The 26,434-nt window shown below is 68.0% G+C and carries 20 protein-coding genes and 1 pseudogene; 10 read left to right on the top strand and 11 right to left on the bottom strand.

Annotated elements, in window-relative coordinates:
- Positions 1-6: 6 nt before the first annotated feature.
- The 4 genes from FHX42_RS15270 to FHX42_RS15255 form a co-directional block, all read right to left on the bottom strand.
- Positions 7-579 (bottom strand): HIT family protein, encoded by a 573-nt coding sequence (locus FHX42_RS15270; RefSeq protein WP_328796181.1) that lies wholly within the window; start codon positions 577-579, stop codon positions 7-9.
- On the bottom strand, positions 576-2,609 hold the full coding sequence (thrS, locus tag FHX42_RS15265) for a threonine--tRNA ligase (protein ID WP_328796179.1): 2,034 nt from the start codon (positions 2,607-2,609) through the stop codon (positions 576-578). Before thrS ends, FHX42_RS15270 begins: the two co-directional genes overlap by 4 nt.
- A gap of 112 nt (positions 2,610-2,721) precedes the next feature.
- A complete protein-coding gene (locus tag FHX42_RS15260; protein ID WP_182545057.1) occupies positions 2,722-4,851 on the bottom strand; it encodes a putative bifunctional diguanylate cyclase/phosphodiesterase in 2,130 nt (709 codons plus the stop codon).
- 48 nt (positions 4,852-4,899) lie between these two features.
- Positions 4,900-5,709, bottom strand: coding sequence for an SAM-dependent methyltransferase (locus FHX42_RS15255; protein ID WP_182545056.1), 810 nt, complete (start codon positions 5,707-5,709; stop codon positions 4,900-4,902).
- 357 nt (positions 5,710-6,066) lie between these two features.
- Between FHX42_RS15255 and FHX42_RS15250 the strand changes: the two genes are divergently transcribed.
- Positions 6,067-7,419 (top strand): FAD-dependent oxidoreductase, encoded by a 1,353-nt coding sequence (locus FHX42_RS15250; protein WP_182545055.1) that lies wholly within the window; start codon positions 6,067-6,069, stop codon positions 7,417-7,419.
- Positions 7,420-7,637: 218 nt separating this feature from the next.
- A complete protein-coding gene (locus FHX42_RS15245; protein WP_182545303.1) occupies positions 7,638-9,071 on the top strand; it encodes a lipase maturation factor family protein in 1,434 nt (477 codons plus the stop codon).
- A 19-nt stretch (positions 9,072-9,090) separates the two neighbouring features.
- Here the strand turns inward: FHX42_RS15245 and FHX42_RS15240 are convergent, their stop codons facing one another.
- The 3 genes from FHX42_RS15240 to FHX42_RS15230 all read right to left on the bottom strand — a co-directional run bounded on the left by FHX42_RS15240 (position 9,091) and on the right by FHX42_RS15230 (position 13,026).
- Positions 9,091-10,320, bottom strand: a complete 1,230-nt coding sequence (locus FHX42_RS15240; RefSeq protein ID WP_182545054.1) for an SAM-dependent methyltransferase — start codon at positions 10,318-10,320, stop codon at positions 9,091-9,093.
- 23 nt (positions 10,321-10,343) lie between these two features.
- A complete protein-coding gene (locus tag FHX42_RS15235) occupies positions 10,344-11,726 on the bottom strand; it encodes an FAD-binding oxidoreductase (RefSeq protein WP_182545053.1) in 1,383 nt (460 codons plus the stop codon).
- A 313-nt stretch (positions 11,727-12,039) separates the two neighbouring features.
- Complete coding sequence (locus FHX42_RS15230; protein ID WP_182545052.1) at positions 12,040-13,026, bottom strand: adenylate/guanylate cyclase domain-containing protein; 987 nt, start codon at positions 13,024-13,026, stop codon at positions 12,040-12,042.
- A 393-nt stretch (positions 13,027-13,419) separates the two neighbouring features.
- Here FHX42_RS15230 and FHX42_RS15225 point away from each other — a divergent pair, with 393 nt between their 5' ends.
- Complete coding sequence (locus FHX42_RS15225; protein WP_182545051.1) at positions 13,420-14,880, top strand: amino acid permease; 1,461 nt, start codon at positions 13,420-13,422, stop codon at positions 14,878-14,880.
- 3 nt (positions 14,881-14,883) lie between these two features.
- Here the strand turns inward: FHX42_RS15225 and FHX42_RS15220 are convergent, their stop codons facing one another.
- Positions 14,884-16,575 (bottom strand): PucR family transcriptional regulator, encoded by a 1,692-nt coding sequence (locus tag FHX42_RS15220; RefSeq protein WP_182545050.1) that lies wholly within the window; start codon positions 16,573-16,575, stop codon positions 14,884-14,886.
- 122 nt (positions 16,576-16,697) lie between these two features.
- On the opposite strand from FHX42_RS15220, the gene pruA reads away from it, so the two are divergent.
- Positions 16,698-18,326 carry an L-glutamate gamma-semialdehyde dehydrogenase gene (gene pruA / locus FHX42_RS15215; RefSeq protein WP_182545049.1) on the top strand — a complete coding sequence of 543 codons (1,629 nt, stop codon included), beginning with the start codon at positions 16,698-16,700 and terminating at the stop codon, positions 18,324-18,326.
- A 27-nt stretch (positions 18,327-18,353) separates the two neighbouring features.
- Entirely contained in the window at positions 18,354-19,283 is a 930-nt protein-coding gene (locus tag FHX42_RS15210; RefSeq protein WP_182545048.1) for a proline dehydrogenase family protein, read from the top strand.
- A gap of 90 nt (positions 19,284-19,373) precedes the next feature.
- Here the strand turns inward: FHX42_RS15210 and FHX42_RS15205 are convergent, their stop codons facing one another.
- Positions 19,374-20,042, bottom strand: coding sequence for a hypothetical protein (locus tag FHX42_RS15205; RefSeq protein WP_182545344.1), 669 nt, complete (start codon positions 20,040-20,042; stop codon positions 19,374-19,376).
- A gap of 25 nt (positions 20,043-20,067) precedes the next feature.
- On the opposite strand from FHX42_RS15205, the pseudogene FHX42_RS27825 reads away from it, so the two are divergent.
- Positions 20,068-20,462 (top strand): annotated as a pseudogene (locus FHX42_RS27825) (DUF5753 domain-containing protein).
- 60 nt (positions 20,463-20,522) lie between these two features.
- A complete protein-coding gene (locus FHX42_RS15195; RefSeq protein ID WP_182545046.1) occupies positions 20,523-20,744 on the top strand; it encodes a DUF397 domain-containing protein in 222 nt (73 codons plus the stop codon).
- Positions 20,745-20,849: 105 nt separating this feature from the next.
- Here FHX42_RS15195 and FHX42_RS15190 read toward each other — a convergent pair whose 3' ends face one another.
- The gene (locus tag FHX42_RS15190; protein ID WP_182545045.1) at positions 20,850-22,235 is read right to left on the bottom strand and encodes an MFS transporter; all 1,386 of its coding nucleotides are present in this window, start codon (positions 22,233-22,235) and stop codon (positions 20,850-20,852) included.
- A gap of 313 nt (positions 22,236-22,548) precedes the next feature.
- Between FHX42_RS15190 and FHX42_RS15185 the strand changes: the two genes are divergently transcribed.
- On the top strand, positions 22,549-24,216 hold the full coding sequence (locus FHX42_RS15185; protein ID WP_182545302.1) for a sodium:solute symporter family protein: 1,668 nt from the start codon (positions 22,549-22,551) through the stop codon (positions 24,214-24,216).
- Between the two features lie 26 nt (positions 24,217-24,242).
- A complete protein-coding gene (locus FHX42_RS15180; protein WP_182545044.1) occupies positions 24,243-24,554 on the top strand; it encodes a hypothetical protein in 312 nt (103 codons plus the stop codon).
- Here FHX42_RS15180 and FHX42_RS15175 read toward each other — a convergent pair.
- On the bottom strand, positions 24,525-25,292 hold the full coding sequence (locus tag FHX42_RS15175; RefSeq protein ID WP_182545043.1) for an IclR family transcriptional regulator: 768 nt from the start codon (positions 25,290-25,292) through the stop codon (positions 24,525-24,527). The genes FHX42_RS15180 and FHX42_RS15175 overlap by 30 nt on opposite strands.
- Before the next feature lie 192 nt (positions 25,293-25,484).
- Between FHX42_RS15175 and FHX42_RS15170 the strand changes: the two genes are divergently transcribed.
- A complete protein-coding gene (locus FHX42_RS15170; protein WP_182545042.1) occupies positions 25,485-26,411 on the top strand; it encodes a U32 family peptidase in 927 nt (308 codons plus the stop codon).
- Positions 26,412-26,434: the final 23 nt, after the last annotated feature.

Raw genomic sequence — 26,434 nt, 5'->3', positions numbered from 1 at the left:
AGGCCCTCAGTCCACCTCTTGCCAGGCGTCGGCGAGCAGCTCTCTCGTATCGCCCAGCAGTTGCGGCAGGACCCTCGTGTGGCCGATCACCGGCATGAAATTGGAGTCCCCGCCCCAGCGCGGGACCACGTGCTGATGCAGGTGTGCGGCGATGCCCGCCCCGGCCACCGGCCCTTGGTTCAGGCCGATGTTGAATCCGTGCGGTGCCGAAACGTGCCGGATCACACGCATGGCGCGCTGCGTGAACTCGGCAACGGCCATGGTCTCGGCCGTCGTCAGGTCCGTGTAGTCGGCCACGTGCCGGTACGGCAGCACCATGAGGTGGCCGGGGTTGTACGGATAGAGGTTGAGGACGGCGAAAACCAGCTCGTCGCGAGCCACGATGAGGGTTTCCCGGTCCGACCGGTCGCCGTCGAGCAACCAGCAGAAAGGGCATCCGTCGCTGTGCTCGGAGTCCGGCTTGTTCTCCCCCTGGATGTAGGACAACCGGTGCGGTGTCCACAGGCGTTGCAGGGCGTCGGGCACGCCGATGCCCTGCTGCTCGGAGAACTCCGCGCCGCTCTCGTGCCGCTCCGTCACGCCAATTCCGCCTCGAAGTTCTCCGCCGTCGGTGAGGCATTCTCCCTGCGATCGACCCACCGGCTCAAGGCGTCCACGGCGCGATCCACCGGCACGGCGTTGAGTTGCGTGCCGTCGCGGAACCGGAACGAGACCGCACCGGCCTCCACGTCCTTCCCACCGGCCAGCAGCAGGAACGGCACCTTCTGGGTGGTGTGGTTGCGGATCTTCTTCTGCATCCGGTCGTCACCGTCGTCGATCTCGACGCGCACCCCCTTGGCGCGCAACGCCTCGACGACCTGCTGAAGGTGCTCGACGTGCTCGTCGGCGATCGGGATTCCCACGGCCTGCACCGGCGAGAGCCACGCCGGGAACGCCCCCGCGTAGTGCTCGGTGAGCACGCCGAAGAACCGCTCGATGGACCCGAACAGGGCGCGGTGGATCATGATCGGCTGCTGCTTGGAGCCGTCGGACGAGGTGTAGGCCAGCTCGAACCGCTTCGGCTGGTTGAAGTCGAGCTGGATGGTCGACATCTGCCACGACCGTCCGAGCGCGTCCCTGGCCTGCACCGAGACCTTCGGCCCGTAGTACGCCGCGCCGCCGGGGTCGGGCACCAGCTCGAGCCCGGACTCCTCCGCGGCCTGACGCAGCGTCTCGGTCGCCTGCTCCCACTCCTGCGGATCGCCGATGAACTTCGGCGAATCGTCCCGCGTCGACAGCTCGAGGTAGAAGTCCTCCAGGCCGTAGTCGCGCAGCAGGTCGAGCACGAAGGTCAGCAGGTTCTTCAGCTCCGCCTGGAGCTGGTCCGGGGTGCAGTAGATGTGCGCGTCGTCCTGGGTCATCCCCCGCACGCGGGTCAGTCCGTGGACCACCCCGGACTTCTCGTACCGGTACACGGTGCCGAACTCGAACAGCCGCAACGGCAGCTCGCGGTAGGACCGCCCACGCGACCGGAAGATCAGGTTGTGCAGCGGGCAGTTCATGGCCTTGAGGTAGTAGTCCTCGCCCTCGAAAGCCACCGGCGGAAACATCGTGTCCGCGTAGTAGGGCAGGTGACCGGAGGTGTGGAACAGTCCGCTCTTGGTGATGTGCGGGGTGTTGACGAACTCGTAGCCCGCCTCCTCGTGCCTGCGCCGCGAGTACTCCTCCAGCTCGCGGCGGATGACCCCGCCCTTGGGGTGGAACACCGGCAGGCCGGACCCGAGCTCTTCGGGGAAGGAGAACAGGTCCAGCTCGGCCCCGATGCGGCGGTGATCGCGGCGCTCGGCCTCGGCCACCCACTCCAGGTGCTGCTCCAGCCGCTCCTTGGACTCCCACGCGGTGCCGTAGACCCGCTGCAGCTGCGGGTTGTTCTGATCACCGCGCCAGTAGGCGGCGGCCACCCGCGTCAGCGTGAAGGCGGGGATGAAACGGGTGTGCGGCACGTGCGGGCCGCGGCACAGATCGCTCCAGACGGTCTGGCCGTGCCGGTCGATGTTGTCGTAGACGGTCAGGTCGCCGCCACCGACCTCCATCACCTCGCTGGTGTCGACCTCCTCCTCCGCGGAGGACTTGAGGTCGACCAGCTCCAGTTTGTAGGGCTCGTCGGACAGCTCCTCGCGGGCTGTCTCGAGCGAGTCGAGCTTGCGCCGGCTGAACTTCTGCCCGGACTTGAGGATCTGCTTCATGCGCTTCTCCAGCGCCTGCAGGTCCTCGGGAGTCAGCGGACGGGGGACGTCGAAGTCGTAGTAGAAACCGTCCTTGACGGGCGGGCCGATCCCCAGCTTGGCGCCGTCGAACAGCTGCTGCACCGCCTGGGCCAGCACGTGCGCGGTCGAGTGCCGGATGACGGAGCGGCCTTCCTCGGTATCGGCGGCCACGGCCTCGACCTCGACCTCGACCGACGGCGCCCACTCCAGGTCGCGCAGTGCGCCCTCGGCGTCGCGGACCACGACGACGGCCTCGGCACCCTTCGACGGCAGTCCTGCCTCCCGGACGGCATTACCAGCCGTAGTGCCCGCCGGCACCTTCACCCGAGGTGCTTGCTGGGCTTCGGACGGCGAGACGGACACGGTCACTCCTAGGGTGTTCTCGAGGCTCGCGGTTCACGAGCGAATACGGTTCGCCACCGATGCTATCGGCTCCGGCTTTCACCGGGCGAAGCCTCCCGGGATCCGGCGGCGCTCACCGGCTGCCGACGAACTCACCACTGTCGATCAGTTCCCGAATCTCGAGGGCCGAAGCGCGCTCACCCGCGTACTCCCCCCGCACTGCCTGGACACCCACCTTGTGCAGCCGAGCGGCGTGCTCCTCGGTCCGCACCCCCGCCGCGATAACGGTCATGCCCAGCAGATGTGCCGCGGAGACCACGCTGTGCACCAGATGCTCGCTCAACGGCTCCGGGGCGCGGTGCCCGGCGAGGCCGTTCAGGTAATCGCCCTCGACGCAGACCGTGGAGACCGGCAGCTCGCTCAGTCGTCCCAGGTGGGTGTAGTCGCTGCCGAAGTCCCGCACGACGAAGTCGAAACCCATCTCGACGAAGACGCTCAGCGTGTCGACGGGATCACCGCATTCGTCGAACAACGCGGATTCGGGCACGCTCAGCCGCAGGTTCCGCGCGGGCGCGCCGGTCTCCTCCAGGATCCGCCCCACTTCGTCGACCAGCCCGGGAGCGCGGAAATACCGCGGGGAGAGATCGACACTGACGATCGGCGCGGCCGACCCCAGACTCCGCACCCACTCCATCGCGTGTTCACAGACCTGCCGCATCATCCAGGTGCCCAGCCGGATGATGACACCGGTCTCCTCGGCGATCTCGAGGAACTCCGCGGAGTCGATGTCACGGTCCTCGTGATCCCAGATCACCTCGGCGTGCACCGCGGCGAGACTGCCGTCGGCCAACCACGTGATCGGGTGGTACTCGACGAAGAACTCGTCGTTGTCCAGCGCCGCGGGCATCTCCGCGGAGAGCCTGAAGCGCTGCCGGGCGAACGCGTTCTGCTCCGAGTCGAACAGCGCCCACTGCGCTTTGCCGTCGCTCTTCGCCCGGTAGAGAGAGATGTCGGCGTCGCGCTGCAATTCGTACAGGTCCGTGCCGACGGTCTCTCGTTCGACCACGCCCACGCTGGCCGAGGCCGACAGTTCGTGCTCACCCACGTGCACCGGTCGCGTGATCGCGTCGTAGAACCGGCTCACCAGGTCGAGGACGGCCCGGGTTCCCCCGGAGTCGGGGACCAGTACGACGAACTCGTCGCCGCCCATCCTGGCGGCCAACGCGCCCTCCGCGTCGACGACCTCGTGCAATCGCTGCGCGACCGCGCGCAGCAGCTCGTCGCCGACGCGATGGCCGAGCGTGTCGTTGATCGTCTTGAAACCGTCCAGGTCCAGATAGCACAAGCCGATCCGATGGCCGGGAGTGGACTGATCCAGCGCGCTCTCGGTGCGACTCTGCAACAGGGTGCGATTGGCCAACCCGGTCAACGGGTCGTGCATGGCCTGCCAGCTCAACCGCTCCTTGAGCAGGTTGCGGTCGGTGATGTCGGTGTAGAGCACCACCTGGTACTCCGGCCTGCCGTGCGCGTCGTACACCAACGAGCCCGTGACCTGGGTCCAGACCTCTTCGTCGCTGTCGGGCACGGTATAGCGGGTGTCCACCTCGAAGTGCTCGTTGCACTCGGCGACCAGCTCCGCGTTGGCCTCCGCCAGCTCGTGCCACCATCCCTCGTCGACGAGGTCGAGGATCGTGGAGTCGACCATGCTTTCGCGGGTGGTGCGAAAGATCCTGGCCACGGACTCGTTGACGTCCTCGATCGTGCCGTCCAGCGACACGATGGCGATGCCCAGCGCCGACGAGGCGAACACGGCGCGGAAACGCGCCTCGGTCGCCCGGTGCGCCTCCTCCGCCTCGTCCTTGGCCTGCAACACCGCCTGCCGGATGACCTCCTGCTCACCCAGCGTCCGTTCACGGAGTTCGCGGGAGTAACCACCGGCCAGCGCGCCCAGGAGCGCGAGCAGCCGTTCCCTCGGGACCTCCTCGCAGGTGAACCCGGCCACCCCGGGCAGGCCCGTGGCGACCAGCTGCAACGTGCCCCGCAACGCTCGGGAGCCGACGAAGTGCTCCCTGATCAGCCGGGCACCGACCTCGGCTGCCAGCACCGGGGAGTACTCCTCGGCCATCAGCGCGGAGACGAGTTTCGTCGTGCACGCGTCGAGCAGCTCCCAGACCTGAGGACGTGTCTTGGACACGTAGCTGCTGCCGAGCACCTCGCGTGCCCACTGACGGACGAACTCGTCCTTCTCCTGCTGTTGCGTCATGGATTCCTCCCGCCGGTGCCGCGGACTCCCCGACCTCTCAACCACGTCTCATGCCTTGTACCCGACAACCCCGTAGGCCAGCGAGCGCGAAGGATCCTCCCAACGGTCCTCCTCCGTCTCCGGACGCCACTCCGGCACGTAGACCACACCGGGATCGACGGGATCGAAGTCCTGCAGCAACTCGGCGATCTGGTGACGCGACCGCGCGACCAGGGGGTTGCTGCTGTTCTTGTACAGGTCGACGAGGCTGTGCATGTACTCGGCATGGGCGTCCTCGGTCAGGTGCGAGAAGCCCAGGTAACTGCCGCGGGCCATCCGCTCGTGGTAGCGGCGCAGGATCTCGCGGGGACGCGCCGACTCGGGGACGAAGTGGAACAGCGCCAGCATCATCACCGCGACGGGCTCGTCGAAGTTCAACAGCCGGTTGGCCTCCGGGGAGTCCAGCACGCCGTCGACGTCCTCCAGCTCGGCCTGGACGACGTCGGCGTTGTCGTTGCCGTCCAGGATGGTGCGGCTGTGGGCCACGGCCACCGGCTCGTTGTCGACGTAGACCACGCGGGCCTCCGGATCGACGGCCTGAGCGATCTCGTGCACGTTGCCGACCGTCGGGATGCCGGAGCCGATGTCGAGGAACTGACGAATCCCCCGGTCCAGGCAGTAGCGCACCGCGCGGCGGAGGAAGGCGCGATTATCCTGGGCGAGATCACGGACCTGCGGAACCTGGGCCTCGACCTTCTGGGCGAGCTCGCGGTCCACTGCGAAGTTGTGCGCGCCCCCCAGGTAGTAGTCGTAGCACCGGGCCGCACTGGCCGTCTCCATGTCGACGTCCTTCGCTAAACCGCTGTGCTGCTGATCCATGTGCTGCTCCCTTCCCCGGACCGAACCCCGCGCCCGGCCCATCTACCGCGGCCGTGGCCACGGCGAGTTTTTCGATCCCACGGGTCCGTCCTCCCCACGAGATCAACAGCGATCCTACTGTGACGAACCGAGTCAGGTCACTCACGGTCCGTGGATTTTTTCGCCCAGGCGAGGGCGGACTCTCACTCGAACGGTCCTGCCATGAGCAGGATCACCGGTCCACATCACGAGAATCGGGGTTAGGTATGCCTAAGCTGGTGGTGGGTCTCGTTGTGACGCGCCACGAAGCTCCCGCCGGGCCGGGCTGACAGCGTGAACCGTTTCACATCCGATACCTCGACATCCAGGAGGATTGAAGTGTCCCGCCCCTTGCGAATAGCGATCATCGGTGCCGGTCCCGCCGGCGTGTACGCCGCGGACAGCCTGACCAAGTCGGAAACTCCCGTGGACATAGATCTGATCGACCGGCAACCGGCTCCATACGGTCTCGTCCGCTACGGGGTGGCCCCCGACCACCCCCGGATCAAGGGGATCGTCAACGCACTGCACCGCATCCTGGAAAAGCCCGAGATTCGCTTCCTCGGCCACGTCGACTACGGCGTGGACTGCAAGCTGGAGGACCTGCGGCACCACTACGACTCGGTCGTCTTCGCCACGGGCGCCAGCGACGACCGGGAGCTGAACGTCCCCGGGATCGACCTCCCGCACAGCCACGGCGCCTCGGAGTTCATCTCGTTCTACGACGGGAACCCGGAAGCCGCCCGCGACTGGACCCTGGACTCCACCAGCGTGGCCGTGGTGGGCGCGGGCAACGTCGCCCTGGACGTGGCCCGGGTGCTGGCCAAGCAGCCCGACGACCTGCTGAGCACGGAGATCCCGGACAACGTCTACCAGGCGCTGAAGTCCTCGCAGGTCACCGACGTGCACCTGTTCGCCCGGCGCGGCCCGGCGCAGACCAAGTTCACCCCGCTGGAGCTGCGCGAGCTCGACCACCAGCCGGGCATGGAACTGGTGGTGCACCCGGAGGGCTTCGAGCTCGACGAGGCCAGCGAAGAGGCCATCCGCACCAACAACCAGGTCAAGAACGTCGTCAAGACGCTCCAGGACTGGGCGCTGCGGGACCCGCGGGAGGACTCCGCGCGGCGACTGCACTTCCACTTCCTGCGGCGGCCGGTCGAGGTGCTGGGCACCGACCGCGTCGAGGGGCTGCGCACCGAGGTCATGGAGCTCACCGGTGACGGCAACGTCCGCGGTACCGGCGAGTACGAGACCCAGGAAGCACAGTCCCTCTACCGGGCGGTGGGGTACCTGAGCTCGCCGCTGCCCGACATCCCCTTCGACAACGACAGCGGCACGATCCCGCACGAGGGCGGGCGGGTGCTCGACCTCGACGGCGACCACATCCCCGGCGTCTACACCACGGGGTGGGTCAAGCGCGGCCCGGTCGGTCTCATCGGCCACACCAAGGGCGATGCCATGGAGACGGTGAACAACCTGCTGGCCGACGCCGAGACGGCCGAGCCCGCCCCCGAGCCGGACCCCTCCGGCATCCTGGAGCTGCTCGACGAGCGCGGCGTCGCCTACACGACGTGGGAGGGCTGGAACCGGCTCGACGCCCACGAGAGGGCGCTGGGCGAAGCCCGCGGTCGCGAACGCATGAAGGTCGTGCCACGCGAGGAGATGGTCCGGGTCTCCCGCGACGAGGACTGAGCAGGTCCACGGACCCTCTTTCTTCGCGGTGCGGGTGCGGGCGACCCCGACCCACACCGCCACCCGGCGGTGCCGGTCGCGTGCCTGGTGGCAGCGGCCGGCACCGCTTTCGCGAAAGAGCTTAAATCTCCCGCCTAGCCGGGTAGCCCCCTCGGCGAGCGGTCACGGCGAACCACCGTGACCGCTCGCCCGTGGCAGTCGTCGTAGGGGAGTCGGGAATGCCCTGGAACTGGTTCTGGGCTCAGGACTACTGGGCGGCTCGAGTGGCGGTGCAGCACCTGCTCGGCGTCCTGTACCTGCTGGCCTTCCTCAACGCCCGGAACCAGTTCCGTCCGCTGCTCGGTGCGCACGGCCTCACGCCGATCCCGCGGTTTCTCCGGCTGGCCGGGTTCCGGCAGGCCCCGAGCGTGTTCCACCTGCACTACTCCGACCGCTTCTTCGCCGGGCTGGCGTGGTGCGGCATCGTGGTGAGCCTGGCCGCCGCCGTCGGAGTCGTGAATCGGTTACCGCTGTGGGCGTACGTGGTCGCGTGGGCCCTGCTGTGGCTGCTGTACCTGTCCGTCGTCAACGTCGGCCAGATCTGGTACTCCTTCGGGTGGGAGTCGCTGCTGCTCGAGGCCGGATTCCTGGCGATCTTCCTCGGCCCCGTCGGGACGAGCCCACCGGCTCCCGTGCTGTGGCTCCTGGTGTGGCTGCTGTTCCGGGTCGAGTTCGGCGCCGGGCTGATCAAGCTTCGCGGGGATCCGGTCTGGCGGAACCTCACGGCGCTGCACTACCACCACGAGACCCAGCCGATGCCCGGCCCGCTCAGTCGCAGGTTCCACCACCTGCCGGGGCGGGTGCACAGGATCGAGGTGCTCGCCAACCACGGCACCCAGCTGGTCGTGCCGTTCGTGCTGTTCGCCCCGCAGCCCGCCGCCGACGTCGCGGCCGGGATCGTCGTGATCACCCAGCTGTGGTTGATGCTCAGCGGCAACTTCGCCTGGCTCAACGCGGTCACGATCGTGCTGGCCTTCGCGGCGATGGACACCACCCTGCTCGGTCCCCTGATGCCCGGGGAGCCCGCCGAGCTCACCCCCACTCCCCTGTGGCACCGCGCCGTCGTGCTCGCCGTGACGGTCATGATGATCGTGCTCAGCTACTGGCCGGTGCGCAACATGATCGGTCCCGGTCAGGCGATGAACCGCAGCTTCAACAAGCTGCACCTGGGCAACACCTACGGCGCTTTCGGCAGCGTGACCCGCACCCGTTACGAGGTGGTGCTGGAGGGGACGTCGCAGCAGGCTCCGGGGCAGGAGCACTGGCACGAGTACGAGTTCCGCGGCAAACCCGGTGACCCGCGTCGACGTCCCCCGCAGATCGCGCCCTATCACCTGCGGCTGGACTGGCTGATGTGGTTCTGCGCGATCTCGCCCAGCTACGGGCGGTCCTGGATGCCCGGGCTGCTACGAGCCCTGCTGCGCGGCGATCGGCAGGTGCTGAGCCTGCTGCGGTACAACCCCTTCCCGGACGAACCTCCGACCTTCGTGCGGGCGCGGTTCTTCCGCTACCGCTTCAGCAGCAGGCAGGAGCTCCGCGACACCGGCGAGTGGTGGGTCCGCACTCCGCTCAGCGACTACGTTCCCCCGGTGTCCCTGGCCGACATCGGCTGACACCTGCTGACACCGAGTCTCACCAGTCCGGGCGCAGCGGCATGTGTGCCTGCGTTCCGTCGAGGCGCACTCCCAACGTCTGGTGCAGTTGGACGGCGTTGCGCTCGAACCCCAGTCGGCACGCCGCCATGTACAGCCGCCAGACCCTCGCCCGCTCGGGTCCCACTTCCTCCACCGCCTCGTGCCAGTGCCGCTCCAGATTGGCCGACCATCCGGCCAGTGTCCGGGCGTAGTGCTCGCGCAGGTTCTCCTCGTGGCGGATCTCGAAGCCGTTGTCGTTCATCGCCGAGGCCACCTCGGCCGCGGGCTCCAGCTCCCCGTCCGGGAACACGTAGCGTGAGATGAACTTGCCCGGGCGAGCGCCGTAGGAGCCGTCCGGGCGGGTGATGCAGTGGTTGAGCATCCGCCCGCCCGGCCGCAGCTTGTCCGCCAGGGACCGGAAGTAGCCGGGCAGGTTGGCACGTCCGATGTGTTCGGCCAGACCGATCGAGCTCACCGCGTCGAAGTCGGTCTCGGTGACGTTGCGGTAGTCGAGGTGGCGGACCTCCGCCAGGTCGGCCAGCCCCCGCTCGGCGATCGCCTTCTGCGCCCACCGGGCCTGTTGCCCGGACAGCGTCACCCCCAGTGCGCGCACCCCGTATTGCTCGGCGGCGTGCATCACCATGCCGCCCCAGCCCGCGCCCACGTCGAGCAGCCGCATCCCCTCGGTCAACCCGAGCTTGCGCGCGACGAGGTCGTGCTTGACGAACTGCGCCTGGTCCAGGCTCGACGTCGGCTCGTCGAAGACGGCGCAGGTGTAGGTCATCGACGGGCCGAGCACCCACTCGTAGAAGCGGTTCGAGACGTCGTAATGGTGCGAGATGGACTTGCTGTCCCTGCGCTGGGAGTGCCGCCAGCCGCGGGGACGGTGCTCCTGGCCAGGCGGCCCCACGGGCCACCACAAACGGTGACCGGCCAGCGTGGCCAGTAACCGCAACCGAGTACCGTTCGAGATTCCCTGCAGGGTGACGGCGGGGAAGCAGGTCAGCGCGGTGTAGAGGTCACCGTGCACTTCGAGGTGGCCGGTGACGTAGGCACGGGCCAGTCCGAGTTCACCGGGCGAGGAGGCCAGTTGCGACAGTGCCAGCGGTGAACGGATCTCGATGCCGACATCGGCACCGGTCCGCCCCGCACGACTGCCGTCGTAGGCTCGGAACTCGACCGGCACGTCATGGCCGAACAAGTGCGGAAACACCCCTGCCAGTCCCATTTCCCCTGATCCTTTCACCGCGCTCACTTGTCACGAACACACTTCTCGTACAGTCCCGGCAGTCTGCCGTCGGCGTCGTAGCACCGCTTGAGCCGTTCGTAGGCGGGCCGGTTGTACAGCCGCCAGAACTCCTCCTCGTCGTAGTAGGAGGTGGAGTACAACGATTTGTGCCCGTCCAGTTCGGTCACCTTCTCCTCGATGGCACGGTTGTGGGTACCCATCGGTTTACCCCCGTCCAAACCGACGGTGGACCAGAAACCCACGTTGACGTAGAGGGTCTCGGGGTCCATCGGGTACAGCGACCACCCCTGGGAGTCCCGCAGTCGTACCGGGCACAGCCACACCGGGCTGATCCCGATCTCGCGCTCGAAGAAGTCCAGGAACTCCGCGAGCCGCTCGAGCGGGATCTCGACGTCCTGGATGACCGGTTCGTTCGGCGGTTGACCGCGCCACCGGCTGATCCTGTCGGTGAGTCCGAGGCGCCGGTCGAGGGCCACCAGCTTGCGGTAAACGTCCGAACGCCGGTATCGCCGGGGCCAGAGCGGCCGCACGAGCGGGTGCTGGGCGCCGAAGGCGCGGGAGCACCAGAACCAGTCGGTGTCCCAGCGCCACAGGTAGTCCCGGATGCTCAGCCGGTCGAGCTCACGCCGCTGGATCGAGCGGTAGTACACGTGGCGTCCCGTGTAGTCGCTGGTGGGCGGGCCCTCCGTGACGAACGTGCCCAGCGTCAGGTACGTCTCGTGGGAACCGAACACGGTGCCGTCGACGAAGTCGACCCGGCGGTCCTCGTACTCGTGGTCGGCACAGATCCGGGACAGCGCCTCGGCGCAGTCGGACACGCTGTCGAAACGCACGTGCCGGAGCCGGACGTGAGGTTCGACCGGTTCCAGTTCGATGACCAGCCGCAACGCGTAGCCGAGCGAGCCGTAGGAGTTGGGGAAGCCCCGGAACAAATCGGCGTGTTCGTTGTCGGGGCGAGCGAGCACCACCCGCCCGTCGCCGGTGAGGATCTCCATCTCCAGCACGGACTCGTGCGGCAGACCGTTGCGGAACGACGTGGACTCGATCCCCAGTCCGGCGATCGCTCCCCCGATGGTGATGGTCTTGAGCTGCGGGACCACCCGCGGCATCAACCCGTACGGCAGCGTCGCGTCGACCAGCCGCTCGTAGGTGACCATGCCCTGCACCTCGGCGGTGCGGTTGTCCGGATCCACCTCGAGCACTCGGTCCAGACCACTGACGTCGAGACTCGCCTGCTGCGACGACGACCGGAAGCGGAACAGGTTCGAGGTCGGCTTGGCCAGTCGAATCGGAACCGACTTCGGAATCCGCCCGTACCGTGCCAACACGGCGGCGACCTCGTCGGCGTGCTCGCCCTCCGTGGCTGTTCCCCGATCAGTACCCATATTCCACGACACTATTGCCGTCGCCGGGCTTCAGCATCCCTTTCAATCGGGGTGAAACCTGATCAGAGCAGTAGCGAGGATCGCCCCACCACCGCACGGGTCCGCTCCGCGAACGCCAATTTCGTTGCACCAAACAACCTAATTCGCAGGTGAACGAGCCCATAGCGCGAAGTGCGCCGTCCTGCCTCCCCCACGCACCCCCACCTCCGGTCAAGACGCCCGGGATCGACCACGTGGTCAAACACACCATCGGCGAGTACCGCAGGTCACACCGAGCTCTCGGCGCGAAGCCGGTGCCCGCACCGCGCACGGCTCACTCCGGGCGGTGCAACGCCCAGGCGTGGAGGTCGGTGAAACCCTGCACCTTCGTGGCGCCGATGGGCGTCAGCAAGTATTCGGGGTGACTGTGCAGCTCCTGCGCGCACGTCCGGTCGACCAGGACGGAAGCGGGCCTGGCCAGGGTGGTCAACCGGCTGGCGATGTTCACCGTCGAGCCGTAGACGTCGCCGAACCGCGCCAGCACCTCGCCCCGGGCCAGCCCGATCCGCAGCGGTGGCAGCCGGGGCTGCTCCGCGACGCGCTCGTTGAGCATCAGGGCGATCTCGGCGGCCGAGGCCGCCGAATCGGCCACGAACAGCACCTCGTCGCCCACGGTTTTCACCACGCGCCCGTGGTGCTGGGCGATCGTCCTGGCGGTGAGATCCTCGAAGTCGTCGATCAGCCGCGCGAGTTCGACCTCGCTGAAGTCCCGCACGAGCCTGGTGTAACCGACGATGTCGGCGAAGCCCACCACCAGCGTCCGCTCGTCCCCGCCGGAGTCGGCCTCGCCGATCTCGCGGGAGGCGATCGAGGCGAGATGGCGGCGCCACACGTAGCCCTGCAACTCCTCCATCACCGGCATGACCGCCCGCGCGAAGTCGGCGGTGGTCTGCACGTCCTCGGTGAAGGTCCGCCCCAGCACGGACTTGAAGATACCGACCTGCCACTCGGCCAACCGCGACATCGTCTGGGCCAGCGAGCGGGCCACGGCGGTCTCCAGCTCGGCGGTGATGACCCCGGCCGAAACGAGCTGAACCACCATGCGCAGGGCCGTCACGTCGGAGTCGGTGAACACGACCGCGTCGTCGTCGACGTGGGCGAATCCCATCGCCTGCCACAGCCGTTCCGCCCGTTCCAGCTCCACTCCGACGGCCTCGGCGACCTCGGCCTTGCGGTACTGGGCGACACCGCCCAACAGCGCGCGCTCGATCGGATGGGCGCCGGGCGTCGACTCACCGGAAGGCTCGAACGAGGAACACATCACGCACCGCCAACCGGGAGAGCGCTCGGGACACGGCGACGCGAGAGATCCGTGCCGACGCCATTGCGGTGACTGGAGATCACTACCTCACTCTCCGGGAGTTCGAAACACGCGGGAACGAACACTAGCGATCGCCGTGGCCGGACGTCACACGGGTCACTCCGATCCGCCTCCACACCCCACCCCACCAGGGACCTTTAGGCCAATCGGATTAACATCACCACGATAAATTGTGCGAACCCACAACCTGGTGTGCAGTTCGCCCACGTAGGTTTCGCCGGAACGTGCCGTGACCAACGTCGCTGCGTTTTCCCCGTCACTCCCGTCGGTGGAGTACGACGGGTCACACCACACGTAACCTTGTGCATCACAGCCGAGTCCAGGGAGCAACCCGTGACGTCGACACCACCCGACCTGCGGACCGGGCGCGGGGTATTCCGCCGCAAGCCCATCGAGGACATCTCCGAGGCCCCGGACGAGGGGGAGGGACTCAAGCGCTCCCTCGGCCTGTGGCAGCTCACCGCGATCGGCGTCGGCGGCATCATCGGCGCCGGAGTCTTCTCCCTCGCGGGAGCCGTGGCCAACGAGAAGGCCGGTCCGGCCGTGCTCATCTCGTTCCTCATCGCGGGCCTGGCCAGCGCCGCCGCCGCGTTCTCCTACGCCGAGTTCGCCGGGATGATCCCCAAGGCCGGTTCGGCCTACACCTACGGATACGCCGTGCTCGGCGAGATCGTGGGCTGGTTCATCGGCTGGGACCTGCTGCTGGAGTACACCGCGATCGTGGCCGTGGTCTCGATCAGCATCTCCGGCTACTTCAACGAGCTGCTCGGCTACCTGAACATGGAGCTGCCGCTGTGGATGTCCGGAGCGCCGGGCACCGAGCCGGACAAGATCCCGGACGGCAGTTACGGGATCAACCTGTTCGCCGTGCTGCTGTGCCTGTTCATGGCGTTCATGCTCAACCAGGGCATGAAGAACGCCGCGCGGTTCGAGACCCTGCTGGTCTACCTCAAGGTCGGCATCGTCCTGCTGATCGTCGTCGTCGGCGCCTTCCACATCAACGCGGGGAACTACACCCCGTTCCTGCCCTTCGGGATCAGCGGCGCCTTCGCCGGTGCCGGAACGGTGTTCTTCGCCGTGTTCGGCTACGACGCGATGAGCACGGCCGCCGAGGAGTCCAAGGACTCCCAGAAGCACATGCCCAAGGCGATCCTGTACTCGCTGATCATCGCGATGGTGCTCTACGTGCTGGCGTGCCTGACGCTGACCGGCATGATCCCGTACCAGCAGATCGATCCGGACAGCGCCTTCTCCGTCGCCTTCGCCGACGTGGGCCTGCCGCTGATCGGGGCGATCGTCGCGATCGGGGCCATCCTCGGCATCCTCACGGTGCTGTTCACCTTCATGCTCGGCGCCACCCGCGTCGGTTACTCGATGAGCCGCGACGGTCTGCTGCCGCGCTGGTTCTCCAAGACCCACCCGACGCGCAAGGTGCCGTCGCGGTTCACGTGGGTCATCGGTGTCGTCTCGGCGATCATCGCCGGCTTCCTGCCGATCGGCGAGGCCGCGGAGCTGACCAACATCGGCATCCTGCTCGCCTTCGCGGTGGTCTGCACCGCCATCATCGTGCTGCACTACCGCAGGCCCGACCTGCCGCGCGGCTTCCGCTGCCCCGGCATGCCGGTCGTTCCCGCCGTCGGCGTGCTCTTCTCGCTCACGCTGATCACGTTCCTGAGCCCGGAGACCTGGATCCGCTTCGGCGTCTGGTTCCTCATCGGCCTGGTCGTCTACTTCGCCTACAGCTACCGCAAGTCCCGCATGAACCCGGACAACCAGCGGGGAGTTCGGGACTGAGGGTCACCGGGCGGCGCCGGTGGAGCCGCGCTGGGCCAGCAGGAGTTGCAGGTGCGTGCATAGGCGTTCGCTGGACCTGCCGAGGTCGATCCCGGTGATCTCCCCGGCACGCCTGATGCGGTAGCGCAGGGTGTTGGGGTGCACGTGCAACGTCTCGCTGGCCCCGCGCACGTCCCCGAACGCCTCCAGGTAGGCCAGCAGCGAGCGCCCGAGCTCACTGCCGTGATCCGCGTCGTGGCGCGACAGTGCCGCCAGGCGCGGATCACGCACGCGCTCGCTGTCCCGCAGCAGGGTCAGCACCTCGCTGACCAGGACCTGGGAGCGCACATCGGCGATGGTGGCCACCGAGCTGTCGACGTCGTGAGCCATCGCGTCCAGGATCCGGTCGGCGTCGGTGCGCGAGACGACCACCTCCCCCAGGCCGGAGGCCACCGAACCGATCCCGGCCTGGACCCGGGCACGCAGCTGGTTCGTCGCCGCCGTCACGATCTCCTGGGTCAGCCCCAGCACCGCCGACTCCGCCGACCGCTCGGGCAGGTCCGGCAGCAGCACGTAGACCCGTGACCCGATGGTGGTGACCAGCGCGCTGCGGCGGTAGGCGGCGGCGTGCACGGAGATCAGACTGGTCATCTCCGCGCGCTGCAGTTCGATCTCGGAGCGGTCGGAGGCCGCGGACTGGTCGTGCGGACGCAGGGTGAGCACGACGACCACGCTCGGCTTGGTGGCGTCGGCACCGATGTTGTCGGCCACGGAATCGGCGTCGATGCGGCTGTCCAGCAGTCCGGTCAACAGGTTCTCGCGGAAGCGCGGGGCTGCTGTGGCCTCGGTGCGCTGGCGGATGAGGTGCAGCGCGGCGACTCGCGCGGCACCCAGCAACGCCTGCTCGGACCGTTCGGTGAGGGGGCCTGTTCCCTCCTGGACCCAGATCGTGCCCAGCGGCTGACTGCCCGCGTGAATGCCCACCGCCATCCGGCGACGAATCCCCATGTCCGGACGCTCGTCGATGCGCACGACCTCCTCGCCCGAACGCAGCCGCTGGTAGACGCCCCACTGGCGCAGCATCGCCAGGTAGGACTCAGGCCCGCGGCGCCCCAGGATGGACAGGCGGCGCAGCTCGTCGACCTCGTCGTCCGACCGCGAGTAGGCCAGCACCCGGTTGGCGGTGTCCTCGATGCTGACGATGCCCTCGGTCATGCTCGCCACGGTCTGGGCCAACGCGAACAGGTCCCCCTGGGCCTCCCCCACGTCCGCCTCGCTCGTCAGCCGCGCGTTGTCCACCGTCGACCGGGCCAGCGACTCCAGCTGCTCCCAGCGGACCTCGGGTCTCACACCGAGCAGGGCGATACCGCCGTCCACGGCCGTCTCGCGCAACGCACGCGCGTCCTGGTCGGCCTCCACCTTGACCGCCACGGCCGCCGCGCCCTCCCTGGCCGCGGCGCGGACCAACCGCGCGGCCGAACGTCCCCGCGCACCGATGACCAGCACCAGGTCACCGATACCGGCTCCGGAGTCCTCCTCCGGGTCGACGATGACGATGTCGCGCACCTCCACGTCGAAGCCACGGGGAGCGGCGAGCACGTCGACCAGCGGTTCCCCCACGGCGATGAGGAGCTGACGCAGGGGCACGGCCGCCGCTTCCGTTCCGCGCGCGGCGGCTTCGACCGCGCCGGGGTGTTGTTCGACCGGACAATCCATGGCTGTCAACAGTAGTCGCTCGAACAAATCGGGAGGTGCCTCACACCTCCTACTCTGCGAGTAACAGCCACAGCCGGTACGGCGGCGACCCGCACAGCATTTCCCACGAGGAGAGTGACGTCATGGATGCCATCACTTCGGTCCCGGTTCCGGCCAACGAGCCGGTCCGCTCCTACGCCCCCGGCTCGGCCGAACGGCAGTCCCTGCAGCAGCGGCTGGCCGAGCTCTCCGCCGAGCACGTGGAACTGACCACGACCATCGCGGGCAAGCAGCGCATGGCGGGCGGCGAACGGTTCGACGTCGTGCAACCGCACAACCACGCCCACGTGCTGGGCACCTGTGCGCAAGCCACCCGGGACGACGTCGCCGAGGCCGTGCAGGCCGCCAAGGACGCCGCCCCCGAGTGGGCCGCGCTGCCGTTCGACGAGCGCGCCGCGGTGCTCCTGCGCGCCGCGGACCTGCTGTCCGGGCCGTGGCGCGACACGATCAACGCCGCGACCATGCTGGGCCAGTCCAAGTCGGTGCACCAGTCCGAGATCGAGGCCGCCTGCGAGTTCGCCGACTTCCTGCGGTTCAACGTGCACTTCGCCCGGCGCATCATCGCCGAGCAGCCCAACTCCGTGCCCGGTGAGTGGAACCGCATGGAGTACCGGCCGCTGGACGGCTTCGTCACCGCGATCACCCCGTTCAACTTCACCGCCATCGCGGCCAACCTGCCCACGGCCCCCGCGCTGATGGGCAACACCGTGGTCTGGAAGCCGACACCGACGCAGCAGTTCGCCGCGCACTTCACGATGCGCATGCTCGAGGCGGCGGGCATGCCGCCCGGCGTGATCAACATGGTGACCGGCGACGGCGGGGCCGTCAGCGAGGTCGCCCTGACCGATCCGGAGCTGGCCGGGCTGCACTTCACCGGCTCGGCGGCGACCTTCCGCAAGCTGTGGTCCACCGTCGGCAGCAACATCGACACCTACCGCTCGTACCCGCGCATCGTGGGCGAGGCCGGTGGCAAGGACTTCGTCGTCGTCCACCCCTCGGCCAACCCGGCGCCGATCGCCACGGCGCTGGTGCGCGGCGCGTTCGAGTACCAGGGTCAGAAGTGCTCGGCGGCCTCCCGCGCCTACCTGCCGCGTTCGCTGTGGGAGTCGGGGCTGCGCGAGGAACTGCTGGAGACCACCCGCGACATCACCTTCGGCGATCCGCAGGACTTCTCCCACTTCGGCGGTGCCGTGATCGATTCGAGGGCCTTCGCCAAGCACAAGGCGGCGCTGGACCGCGCGGCCGCTGAGCCCTCGCTGGAGGTGCTGGCCGGAGGCGGCTACGACGACTCGGTGGGTTACTTCGTGGAGCCGACCGTGCTGCTGGGCAGCGACCCCCACGACGAGGCGTTCACAACCGAGTACTTCGGTCCGATCCTGGCGGTGCACGTCTACGACGACAACCGCTACTCCGAGATCCTGGAGACCGTCGACAGCACCAGCCCCTACGCGCTGACCGGAGCCGTGTTCGCCACCGACCGCAGCGCGATCGCCGAGGCCCACGAGAAGCTGCGCCACGCCGCGGGCAACTTCTACGTCAACGACAAGCCCACGGGGTCGATCGTGGGACGCCAGCCCTTCGGCGGCGCCCGCGCCTCCGGCACCAACGACAAGGCCGGTTCGATGTTCAACCTCCTGCGCTGGACCAACCCCCGCGCGATCAAGGAGACCTTCGACGCCCCCACCCACCACACCTACCCGCACCAGGGCTGAGTCCGAGACCGCGCCAAGGAGGCCACGATGCTGCGCAGCACACTGCTGGCTGCCGCCCGGTCGGGGGGCGTCAAGCGGATGGTGGAGGGCAACCCGCTGACCCGTTCCGTGGTGGACCGCTTCGTCCCGGGCACCACGCCGCAGGACGCACTCGCGGTCATCCGCGAGCTGGCCGGGCGTGGGATGTCCGTCACCCTCGACCACCTCGGCGAGGACACCACGGACGCCGACCAGGCGGCCGATACCGTGCGGGCCTACCGGCTGATGCTGTCCGAACTGGACTCCGCCGGCCTGGCGGGCAACGCCGAGGTCTCGGTGAAGCTCTCGGCGGTGGGACAGCAACTGCCCCACGACGGCAACAAGATCGCGCTGGACAACGCCCGGCTGATCTGCGAGGCGGCGGCGGACGCCGGTACCACCGTGACCCTGGACATGGAGGACCACACCACCACGGACGCCACTCTGGACGTGCTGAGCAATCTCCGGGTGGACTTTCCGTGGGTCGGTGCGGTGCTCCAGGCCTACCTGCACCGCACCGAACAGGACTGCCGTGACCTGGCCGGCGCGGGCTCGCGGGTGCGGTTGTGCAAGGGCGCCTACTCCGAGCCCGCCTCGGTGGCCTTCCAGGCCAAGCACGAGGTGGACCGCTCCTACGTCCGCTGCCTCCGGACCCTCATGGCCGGCTCGGGCTATCCCATGGTGGCCTCCCACGACCCGCGCATGATCAGCATCGCGCGGCAACTGGCCACCGAGACCGGGAGAGCGGCCGAGGACTACGAGTTCCAGATGCTCTACGGCATCCGTCCCGCCGAACAGCGGCGGCTCGCCGCCGAGGGCAACAGGATGCGGGTCTACGTCGCCTACGGCGACGAGTGGTACGGCTACTTCATGCGCCGCCTGGCCGAGCGGCCCGCCAATCTGGCCTTCTTCGCCCGCTCGCTGCTGAGCTCCGGGTGACGACCTCGGCCCGGTGCCCGTCCCCGAGACCTCCGCTCGGGGGCGGGCACCGTCGTGAGAGGCCCCGGGCGCCCGTAAGCCCCGGAACAGCTATGCGGAGATCGGTTCGGCGAGCCCGATGCGCGCGCTCGGTGAGGGTGGATGCATCTCGCCGGGTTCGCCGAGGCGGTGGCGGCCGACGTAGGTGTCCTCGACCGGTGGGGTCAGCAGGCGCTGGAGGTCGCGTTCCAGCGGGGTGGGATCGGGCTCGATCCAGCCGGCTTCGTCCCAGCCGGGTTCGGGGTGGTCTTCGGATGGCCAGACGATGATCTCGTCGTCGGGGTCACGATTTTCCCCAAAATCGTGCGGGTGTCCCCTGATCGTGCGGTGGAGCTGGACCACGGTCAGCGTGCCCGGCCCGGCGTGGGCGTGATGTCCGTTCCCACCGCGCACCGGCACCAGTAGCAGTAGCAGGAACGGCGCGGCCAGCAGCACACCGAGAGTCAGCCAAACACCGAGCTCGTGGGCAGTCATCCACAACCACCCCCGACGGCGGCGCTGATCACGACGGCGCTCGGCGATCGCATCCTGACGCTGCTGGGACCACTGCTTCGCCCGGTCCATGCACGTGTCGCAGGTCGGCATCAACCAGTCCAACTCGGACGGATCGATCAGTACGACCGCCTGCCCGCACAGCGTGACCCGCTCCTGCTCCGGACGCGGCTTCGCCTCCGGTGAGAACGCGTGCCGCCACCCGTACACCGAGTTCCACCACACCACCGGGCCCCGCCTAGTCGAGCTTCGGATGCAGCGGCAGCACCGATTGCAGGACCCGAAGTTTCGGTTCACCGCCGTAATCAACGAAGGAGCTCTGCACCGCCAGGTCGGTGGGCGCGCAGTCATGCGAGCGCAGCTACAACATTTGCTCGTCCTGGAGCATGCTGCCGACGTGGAAGTGCTGGTCCTGACGTTCGAGGCCGGTGAGCACGCGGCACAAGGGCAAACCTTTGCCTTGCTCGGCTTTCCGAGGAGCAGGACCCCGACGTCGTGTTCTCGGAGTCCGTGGCCACCTCCGGTTTTCTGGAGCGCTACCCCGAACTGCGCCGACACACCTCGGCGCTCGACTCAGCGGTTCGGCAAGCGCTCGACCCGAAGGAGTCGTGCGACCGCATCGAGCACATCCTCCGCACGATGGGATGAACCCCGGCCTGATTAGCATGGTGGAGCCCTTGCACAGGGCAAGCCCAGAGGTAGGCAGCAATGAAGGCAACCCCCACGCCCGATGAAGCCTTACGCCGGTCGGCGGTGTTCAAGAAGTCCACCTACTCCAGCGGTGCTCAGGACTGCGTCGAGGTCGCCCTCACCGCACGGGCCGTGGGCGTGCGCGACAGCAAGGACCGGGCCGTTGGGCACTTCACCGTGCCCCCGGCGCGGTGGAACACCTTCCTCAACACCGTGAAGACAGGCGCCTTCGACCGGTAGGTGCCACCCGATGGGTGGGGATGGTCCGGTTTCGCGCGAAACCGGGAAGCCCCACGTCCCGCGCCGACCGGGATCGATTCGAGTCGGCGCGGGCGTGGCACCGGGTCACCCCGCTGTGCCCGAGGTTTTCGACACGTCCCCGCTCGAACGTGCCGAGTGGGGCTCCGGAACCTCCGTGCTCGAACGGGTCGGACGGGTTTCGGCCAGCATCAGGGTCGACCCCAGCGTGCACAGCCCCATCACCAGCAGGAACGCCGACACTGCCGCCGATGTTCCGGTCGCGGCCAGCAGTGCGGTCATGATGAACGGGGTGCCTCCGCTGATGAGGATGGCCGCGAGCTGGTAAGCCATCGAGGCTCCGGAGTAGCGAACCCGTGGCTCGAACAGTTCGGAGAGGTAAGCCGCCAGGGGCCCGTAGGCCAGGCTGGAACCCGCACCGCCCACCGTGACCGCCACGGCGATCAGCGCCAGCGATCCGGTGTCGACGAGCCAGAAGAACGGGAAGGCCCAGACCACGATCAGTCCCGAACCGGCCAGCAGCAGCGGACGGCGTCCGAAACGGTCCGACAGCAGGCCGGAGACGTAGATGACTATCATGCCGACCGCCGCGGAGGCGAGGCTCACGGCGAGCAGGCTGTCGTAGTCCAACCCCAGTTCCCTCGTGCCGTAGTCGAGGACACCGGCGATGCTGACGTAGAAAATGGCGTTGCTGGCGAACAGCAGCCCGGCACCGAACAGGATCTGCCTGCTGTGAGTGCGCAGGGCCTCGGCCAGCGGCGCCTTCGGAGTCCGTTCGGCTCGTTCGGCGGCGCGCTCGCTCAGCTGCCGGTACACGGGCGTGTCCTCGATCCGCAGTTGAATGAACAGCACCACCGGGAACAGCAGGGCGCTGAGCAGGAAGGGAATCCGCCATCCCCAGCTCGCGAAGGCTTCCTCGCTCATCGTCGCGGCCGTGACCAGGAAGGCGACGTTGCCGAGGATCACGCCTGACGGCACGCCCATCTGCCCGAAGGTTCCCGCCTTCCCGCGGCTGCCCCTTCCGGCGCTCTCCGTGAGCAGCAGGGTGATCCCGCCCCACTGCCCGCCGACCGCGATTCCCTGGAGGAAGCGCAACGTCACCAGCAGTATCGGAGCCGCGGCGCCGATCGAGGTCTCGGTGGGCAGCAGTCCGATCGCGAACGTCGCCGAGCCCATCAGCACCAGGCAGGTCACCAGCGCGGGTTTGCGCCCGAAGCGATCGCCGAAGTGTCCGAACACGACACCACCGAGCGGACGGGCGATGAATCCGGCCCAGAACGTGCTGAACGCCAGCAGCGCGGCGATCAGCGGTGTGGCCTGGGGAAAGAAAAGCGGACCGAACACCAGCGCCGCGGCGGTGGCGTAGACGAAGAAGTCGTACCACTCGATCGAACTGGCCACGAGGCCCGCCGCCAGCAGCTTGGTGGGTGTCTTCGGTTCCGGTTCGCGCGAGGCGGTGTTCGGGTCCGTCATCGGCGGTCTCCTTGGACAGGCGGCGACCAACCACGCGAGCCTGACTCGTGGGGTTGTCCGCAGCACGTTCCGTGATCGTGGGAGTACATACCGGCCGGTTGGTATGACATGGTGCGGCGTCCGACCCGCCAGGTCAAGGCCTCCACGTCCGCTTTGCCGGTTTTTCGCATGACCAGCTTCACGAATGGCCTTGACCACGCCCCACGCCTGTCATAAGTTTCGAACACTGTCCGAAGTACCGAACAAAACGTTGCCGGGCGCCCGCGTGCACGACGCCGGAACCGGTGAGATCTCCCTAGGCGAGGGCACAACGATGCACTACTTGGCCGACGGGCTACGCCTGTCGATGAACTGGCTGGACTACCTCATCCTCGCCACGTACTTCGTCGTGGTGCTGGGCATCGCCCTGGTGGCGAAGCGCAGCGTCAACAGCAGTCTTGACTTCTTCCTCTCGGGACGGTCGCTTCCCGCCTGGGTCACCGGGCTGGCATTCGTCTCGGCGAACCTCGGGGCGACCGAGATCCTGGGGATGGCCGCCAACGGCGCGCAGTACGGTGCCTACACAGTGCACTGGTACCTGATCGGGGCCATCCCGGCCATGGTCTTTCTCGGCCTGGTCATGATGCCGTTCTACTACAACTCGAAGGTGCGCAGCGTCCCCGAGTTCCTGCTGCGGAGATTCAGCCCCTCCTCGCATCTGTTGAGCTCGAGCCTGTTCGCGATCGCCTCGGTACTCATCGCCGGAGTCAACCTGTTCGCCCTCGGGATCATCCTGCGCACGCTGCTGGGGTGGCCGCTGCCGGTGTCCATCGTGGTCTCGGGCGTGTTCGTGCTCGCCTACATCGTCATCGGCGGACTGACCTCGGCCATCTACAACGAGGTGCTGCAGTTCTTCGTCATCATCGCGGCGCTGGTCCCGCTGACCGTGCTCGGGCTGATCCGGGTCGGCGGCTTCGACGGGCTGATCGACAAGGTGGTCGCCAGCGAGGGAGCACAGTTCCTCAGCGCATGGGGCGGAACCGGGTTCGGCGAGCAGAACCCGCTGGGCACGAACTGGCTGGGGATCACGCTCGGGCTCGGATTCGCGATCTCCTTCGGGTACTGGACGACCAACTTCGCCGAGGTGCAGCGCTCGCTGTCGGCCAAGAACCTCTCGGCGGCACGGCGTACTCCGCTGATCGCGGCCTTCCCGAAGATGTTCATCCCGCTGATCGTGGTGCTTCCCGGCCTGATCGCCCTGGTCATCGCGCCCAGCATCGGCGGCCCGAGCAGTGCCTACGAGTACAACCAGGCCATTCCGCTGCTGATGCGGGAGCTGCTGCCCAACGGGGTGCTCGGTCTCGCCGTGACCGGTCTGATGGCCTCGTTCATGGCCGGTATGGCCGCCAACGTCTCCAGCTTCAACACGGTGTTCACCAACGACATCTGGCAGGCCTACGTCAAGCCGCGGATGCCCGACAAGCACTACGTGACGGTCGGGCGCGTGATCACCGTGATCGGGGTGGTCGTCGGAATGGGCACGGCGTTCATCGCCGCCTCGTTCAGCAACATCATGAACTACATGCAGACGTTGTTCTCGTTCTTCAACGTGCCGCTGTTCGCCACCTTCATCCTGGCCCTGTTCTGGAAGCGGATGACCGCCAAGGCCGGTTTCTGGGGGCTGCTGCTCGGAACCCTGGCGCCGGTGGCGTTCTACGCCTCCTACAGCACCGGATACGTTCCGCTGAGCACCGACCAGGCCGCCAACATGACCGCGGCGATCATCGCCTTCATCGTCAACGTGGTCGTGAGCGTGCCCATCAGCCTGGCGACCCGGCCGAAGGCCGCCAGCGAGCTGGAGGGGCTCGTCTACACCAGGGCCTCCGCGCAGGACAAGGGCGAGCACGCACCGGGAGACGGCGCCTGGTACCGCCGGCCCGCCCTGCTCGGGTGGGGCGCCGTCGCGCTGGCCGCCCTGTGCTACGTGCCCTTCACCCTGTGACGCACCACCCTCGAGGAGGAACCGCGATGACCGACAACGACACCGCACCCCCGTCCCCACAGCACGACGCGAGCACCGAACCCGCCCACAAGTCGAAGTTCGGTCAGCTGTTCGACATACGAGCCATCATCGGTGGCCTGTTCCTCGTCTACGGAGTCCTCATCGGGGCGGCGGGTGTCTTCGCCGGCCCGCAGGCGATTCACAAGGCCGAGGGAGTCAACATCAATCTCTGGACGGGGATCGCGATGTTGCTCGTGGGCGCGTTGTTCCTGATGTGGCTGAAGCTCAGACCGCTGTCCCCGCAGACGTCAGGAGGCGAGGAAACCGAGCCGATGTGACAACTCGTCGGCCCCCTGGCGGGCGAGATCACGCAGGAACGCCTCGACGTCGTCGTCGAAACGCAGGATCGGGGCGGAGATGCTCACGGCGGCCACCACCGCGCCGGAGTGATCCCGCACCGGTGCCGCGACGCAGGCGACGGCGTCGTTGGACTCGCAGTGCTCCCGTGCCACACCGTCGCCGGCGCGGATCTCCTCCAGCTCGCCGTGCAGGGCGCGACGGCTGGTGATGCTGTTGTCGGTCATCGCGATCAACCCGGTGTCGGCGTAGAGCTCGTCGACCCGTTTACGCGGCAACGTCGCCAACAGGGCCTTGCCCACCGCCGTGCAGTGGGCCGGAAGCCGCCGTCCGACGGCGGAGACCATTCGCACCGGATGCGTGCTGTCCACCTTGGCGACGTAGAGCACCTCGGTGCCCTCCCGCACGGCGATGTGCACCGTCTCGTGGCACTTCTCGGCGATTCCCTCCGCGACGAGCTGCCCCTCCCGAGCCAGGTCGAGGCGCTCCGCGTAGGCGGAGCCCAGCTGGAACCCGCGGACGCCGAGCCGGAAGCGGCTGCTGTCCCTGGTCGCCGGTGTCAGGTACTCCCGCTCGACGAGGGTGCTGACCAGCTCGTGCACGGTCGTGCGAGGCAGCCCCAGTCTGGCGGTGATCTCCGGAGGGTTGAGCTCGTGCTCGTCGAGGAACAGCTCGAGGATGTCGAAAGCTCGCTCCACCGCAGGTACCGCACGTGCCATCGGCGCCCTTCCCGGTACGCCGCCCGGACGCACCAACACTTGACCGGTATTTCGAACATCGTACCCGACCACCGCACATGACCAGCACTGACGGGTGGACCTGAAAGCACTCTCCCCGAAGGACTGTTGACCTGTTCGTCACCCCGGCATACGATTGCCGAACAATGTTCGGAATATCGAACGGACGGGCCCGTGCAACAGACACGCGATTTCCTCAGCTCGCAAGGGCTGCCTGCCACCGAGTCCGGTGAGGCTCCCACCAGTACGAAACGCTTCCCGGACGGCGCGCAGTACCGCGTCGAGATTCCCAGCGTGGAAGGTCCGGAGGTACTGCGCGGAGTCTTCGAGCAGGCTCGTACCCATGACGTCACCATCCACCGGATCTCCCAGGGCAGCGGAGGAATGCTGCTCACGGGCGACGAACTGGCCGAGATGGCCGAACTCGCCGGACACGCGGAGGTGAGTTTGTTCGCCAGGCCCGTGGCGGCCTGGGACACCGGCAGCATGGCCACGATCTCCGGGAGCGTCGCGGCCCAGGCGCGGGGCACCGAACAACTGGTGCACGTCCTGGAGGACGTCCGGCGCACCGCCGAGGCCGGACTGCGCAGTGTGCTGATCACCGACCTCGGTGTGCTGGCCGTGGCCGCACGAATGCGCGCGGCCGGAGAACTTCCCTCCGACCTGCGTTTCAAGGCCAGCGTGCAGATGGGACTGGCGAACCCGGCCTCGATACGCATCGCGGAGGATCTCGGTGCCGACACCTACAACGTGCCCACCGACCTGTCGATCCCCCAGATCGCGAGCATCCGTGCCGCCACCTCCCTGCCCCTGGACGTCTACGTCGAGTCCCCCGACGATCTGGGAGGGTTCGTCCGGCACTACGAGATCGCCGAGATCGTGCGGGTGGCCGCGCCGGTCTACCTCAAGTTCGGCCTGCGCAACGCCCCCAACATCTATCCCAGCGGCCTGCACCTGACTCCCACCGCCACCCTGCTCGGACGCGAACGCGTGCGACGCGCCCGCATCGGCCTGGACATGTTGGACCGGCATGCTCCGGACGCGAAGACCTCGCAGCTTCCGACCGCCGACCTCGCCGTCCCGCAGCCGGTCCGGCACTGACCCACGGCGTGAAAGGAATCTCA

This window comes from Halosaccharopolyspora lacisalsi, from assembly GCF_014137975.1.
GTDB lineage: Bacteria > Actinomycetota > Actinomycetes > Mycobacteriales > Pseudonocardiaceae > Halosaccharopolyspora > Halosaccharopolyspora lacisalsi.
This window is presented reverse-complemented; position numbering and strand designations above follow the sequence as displayed.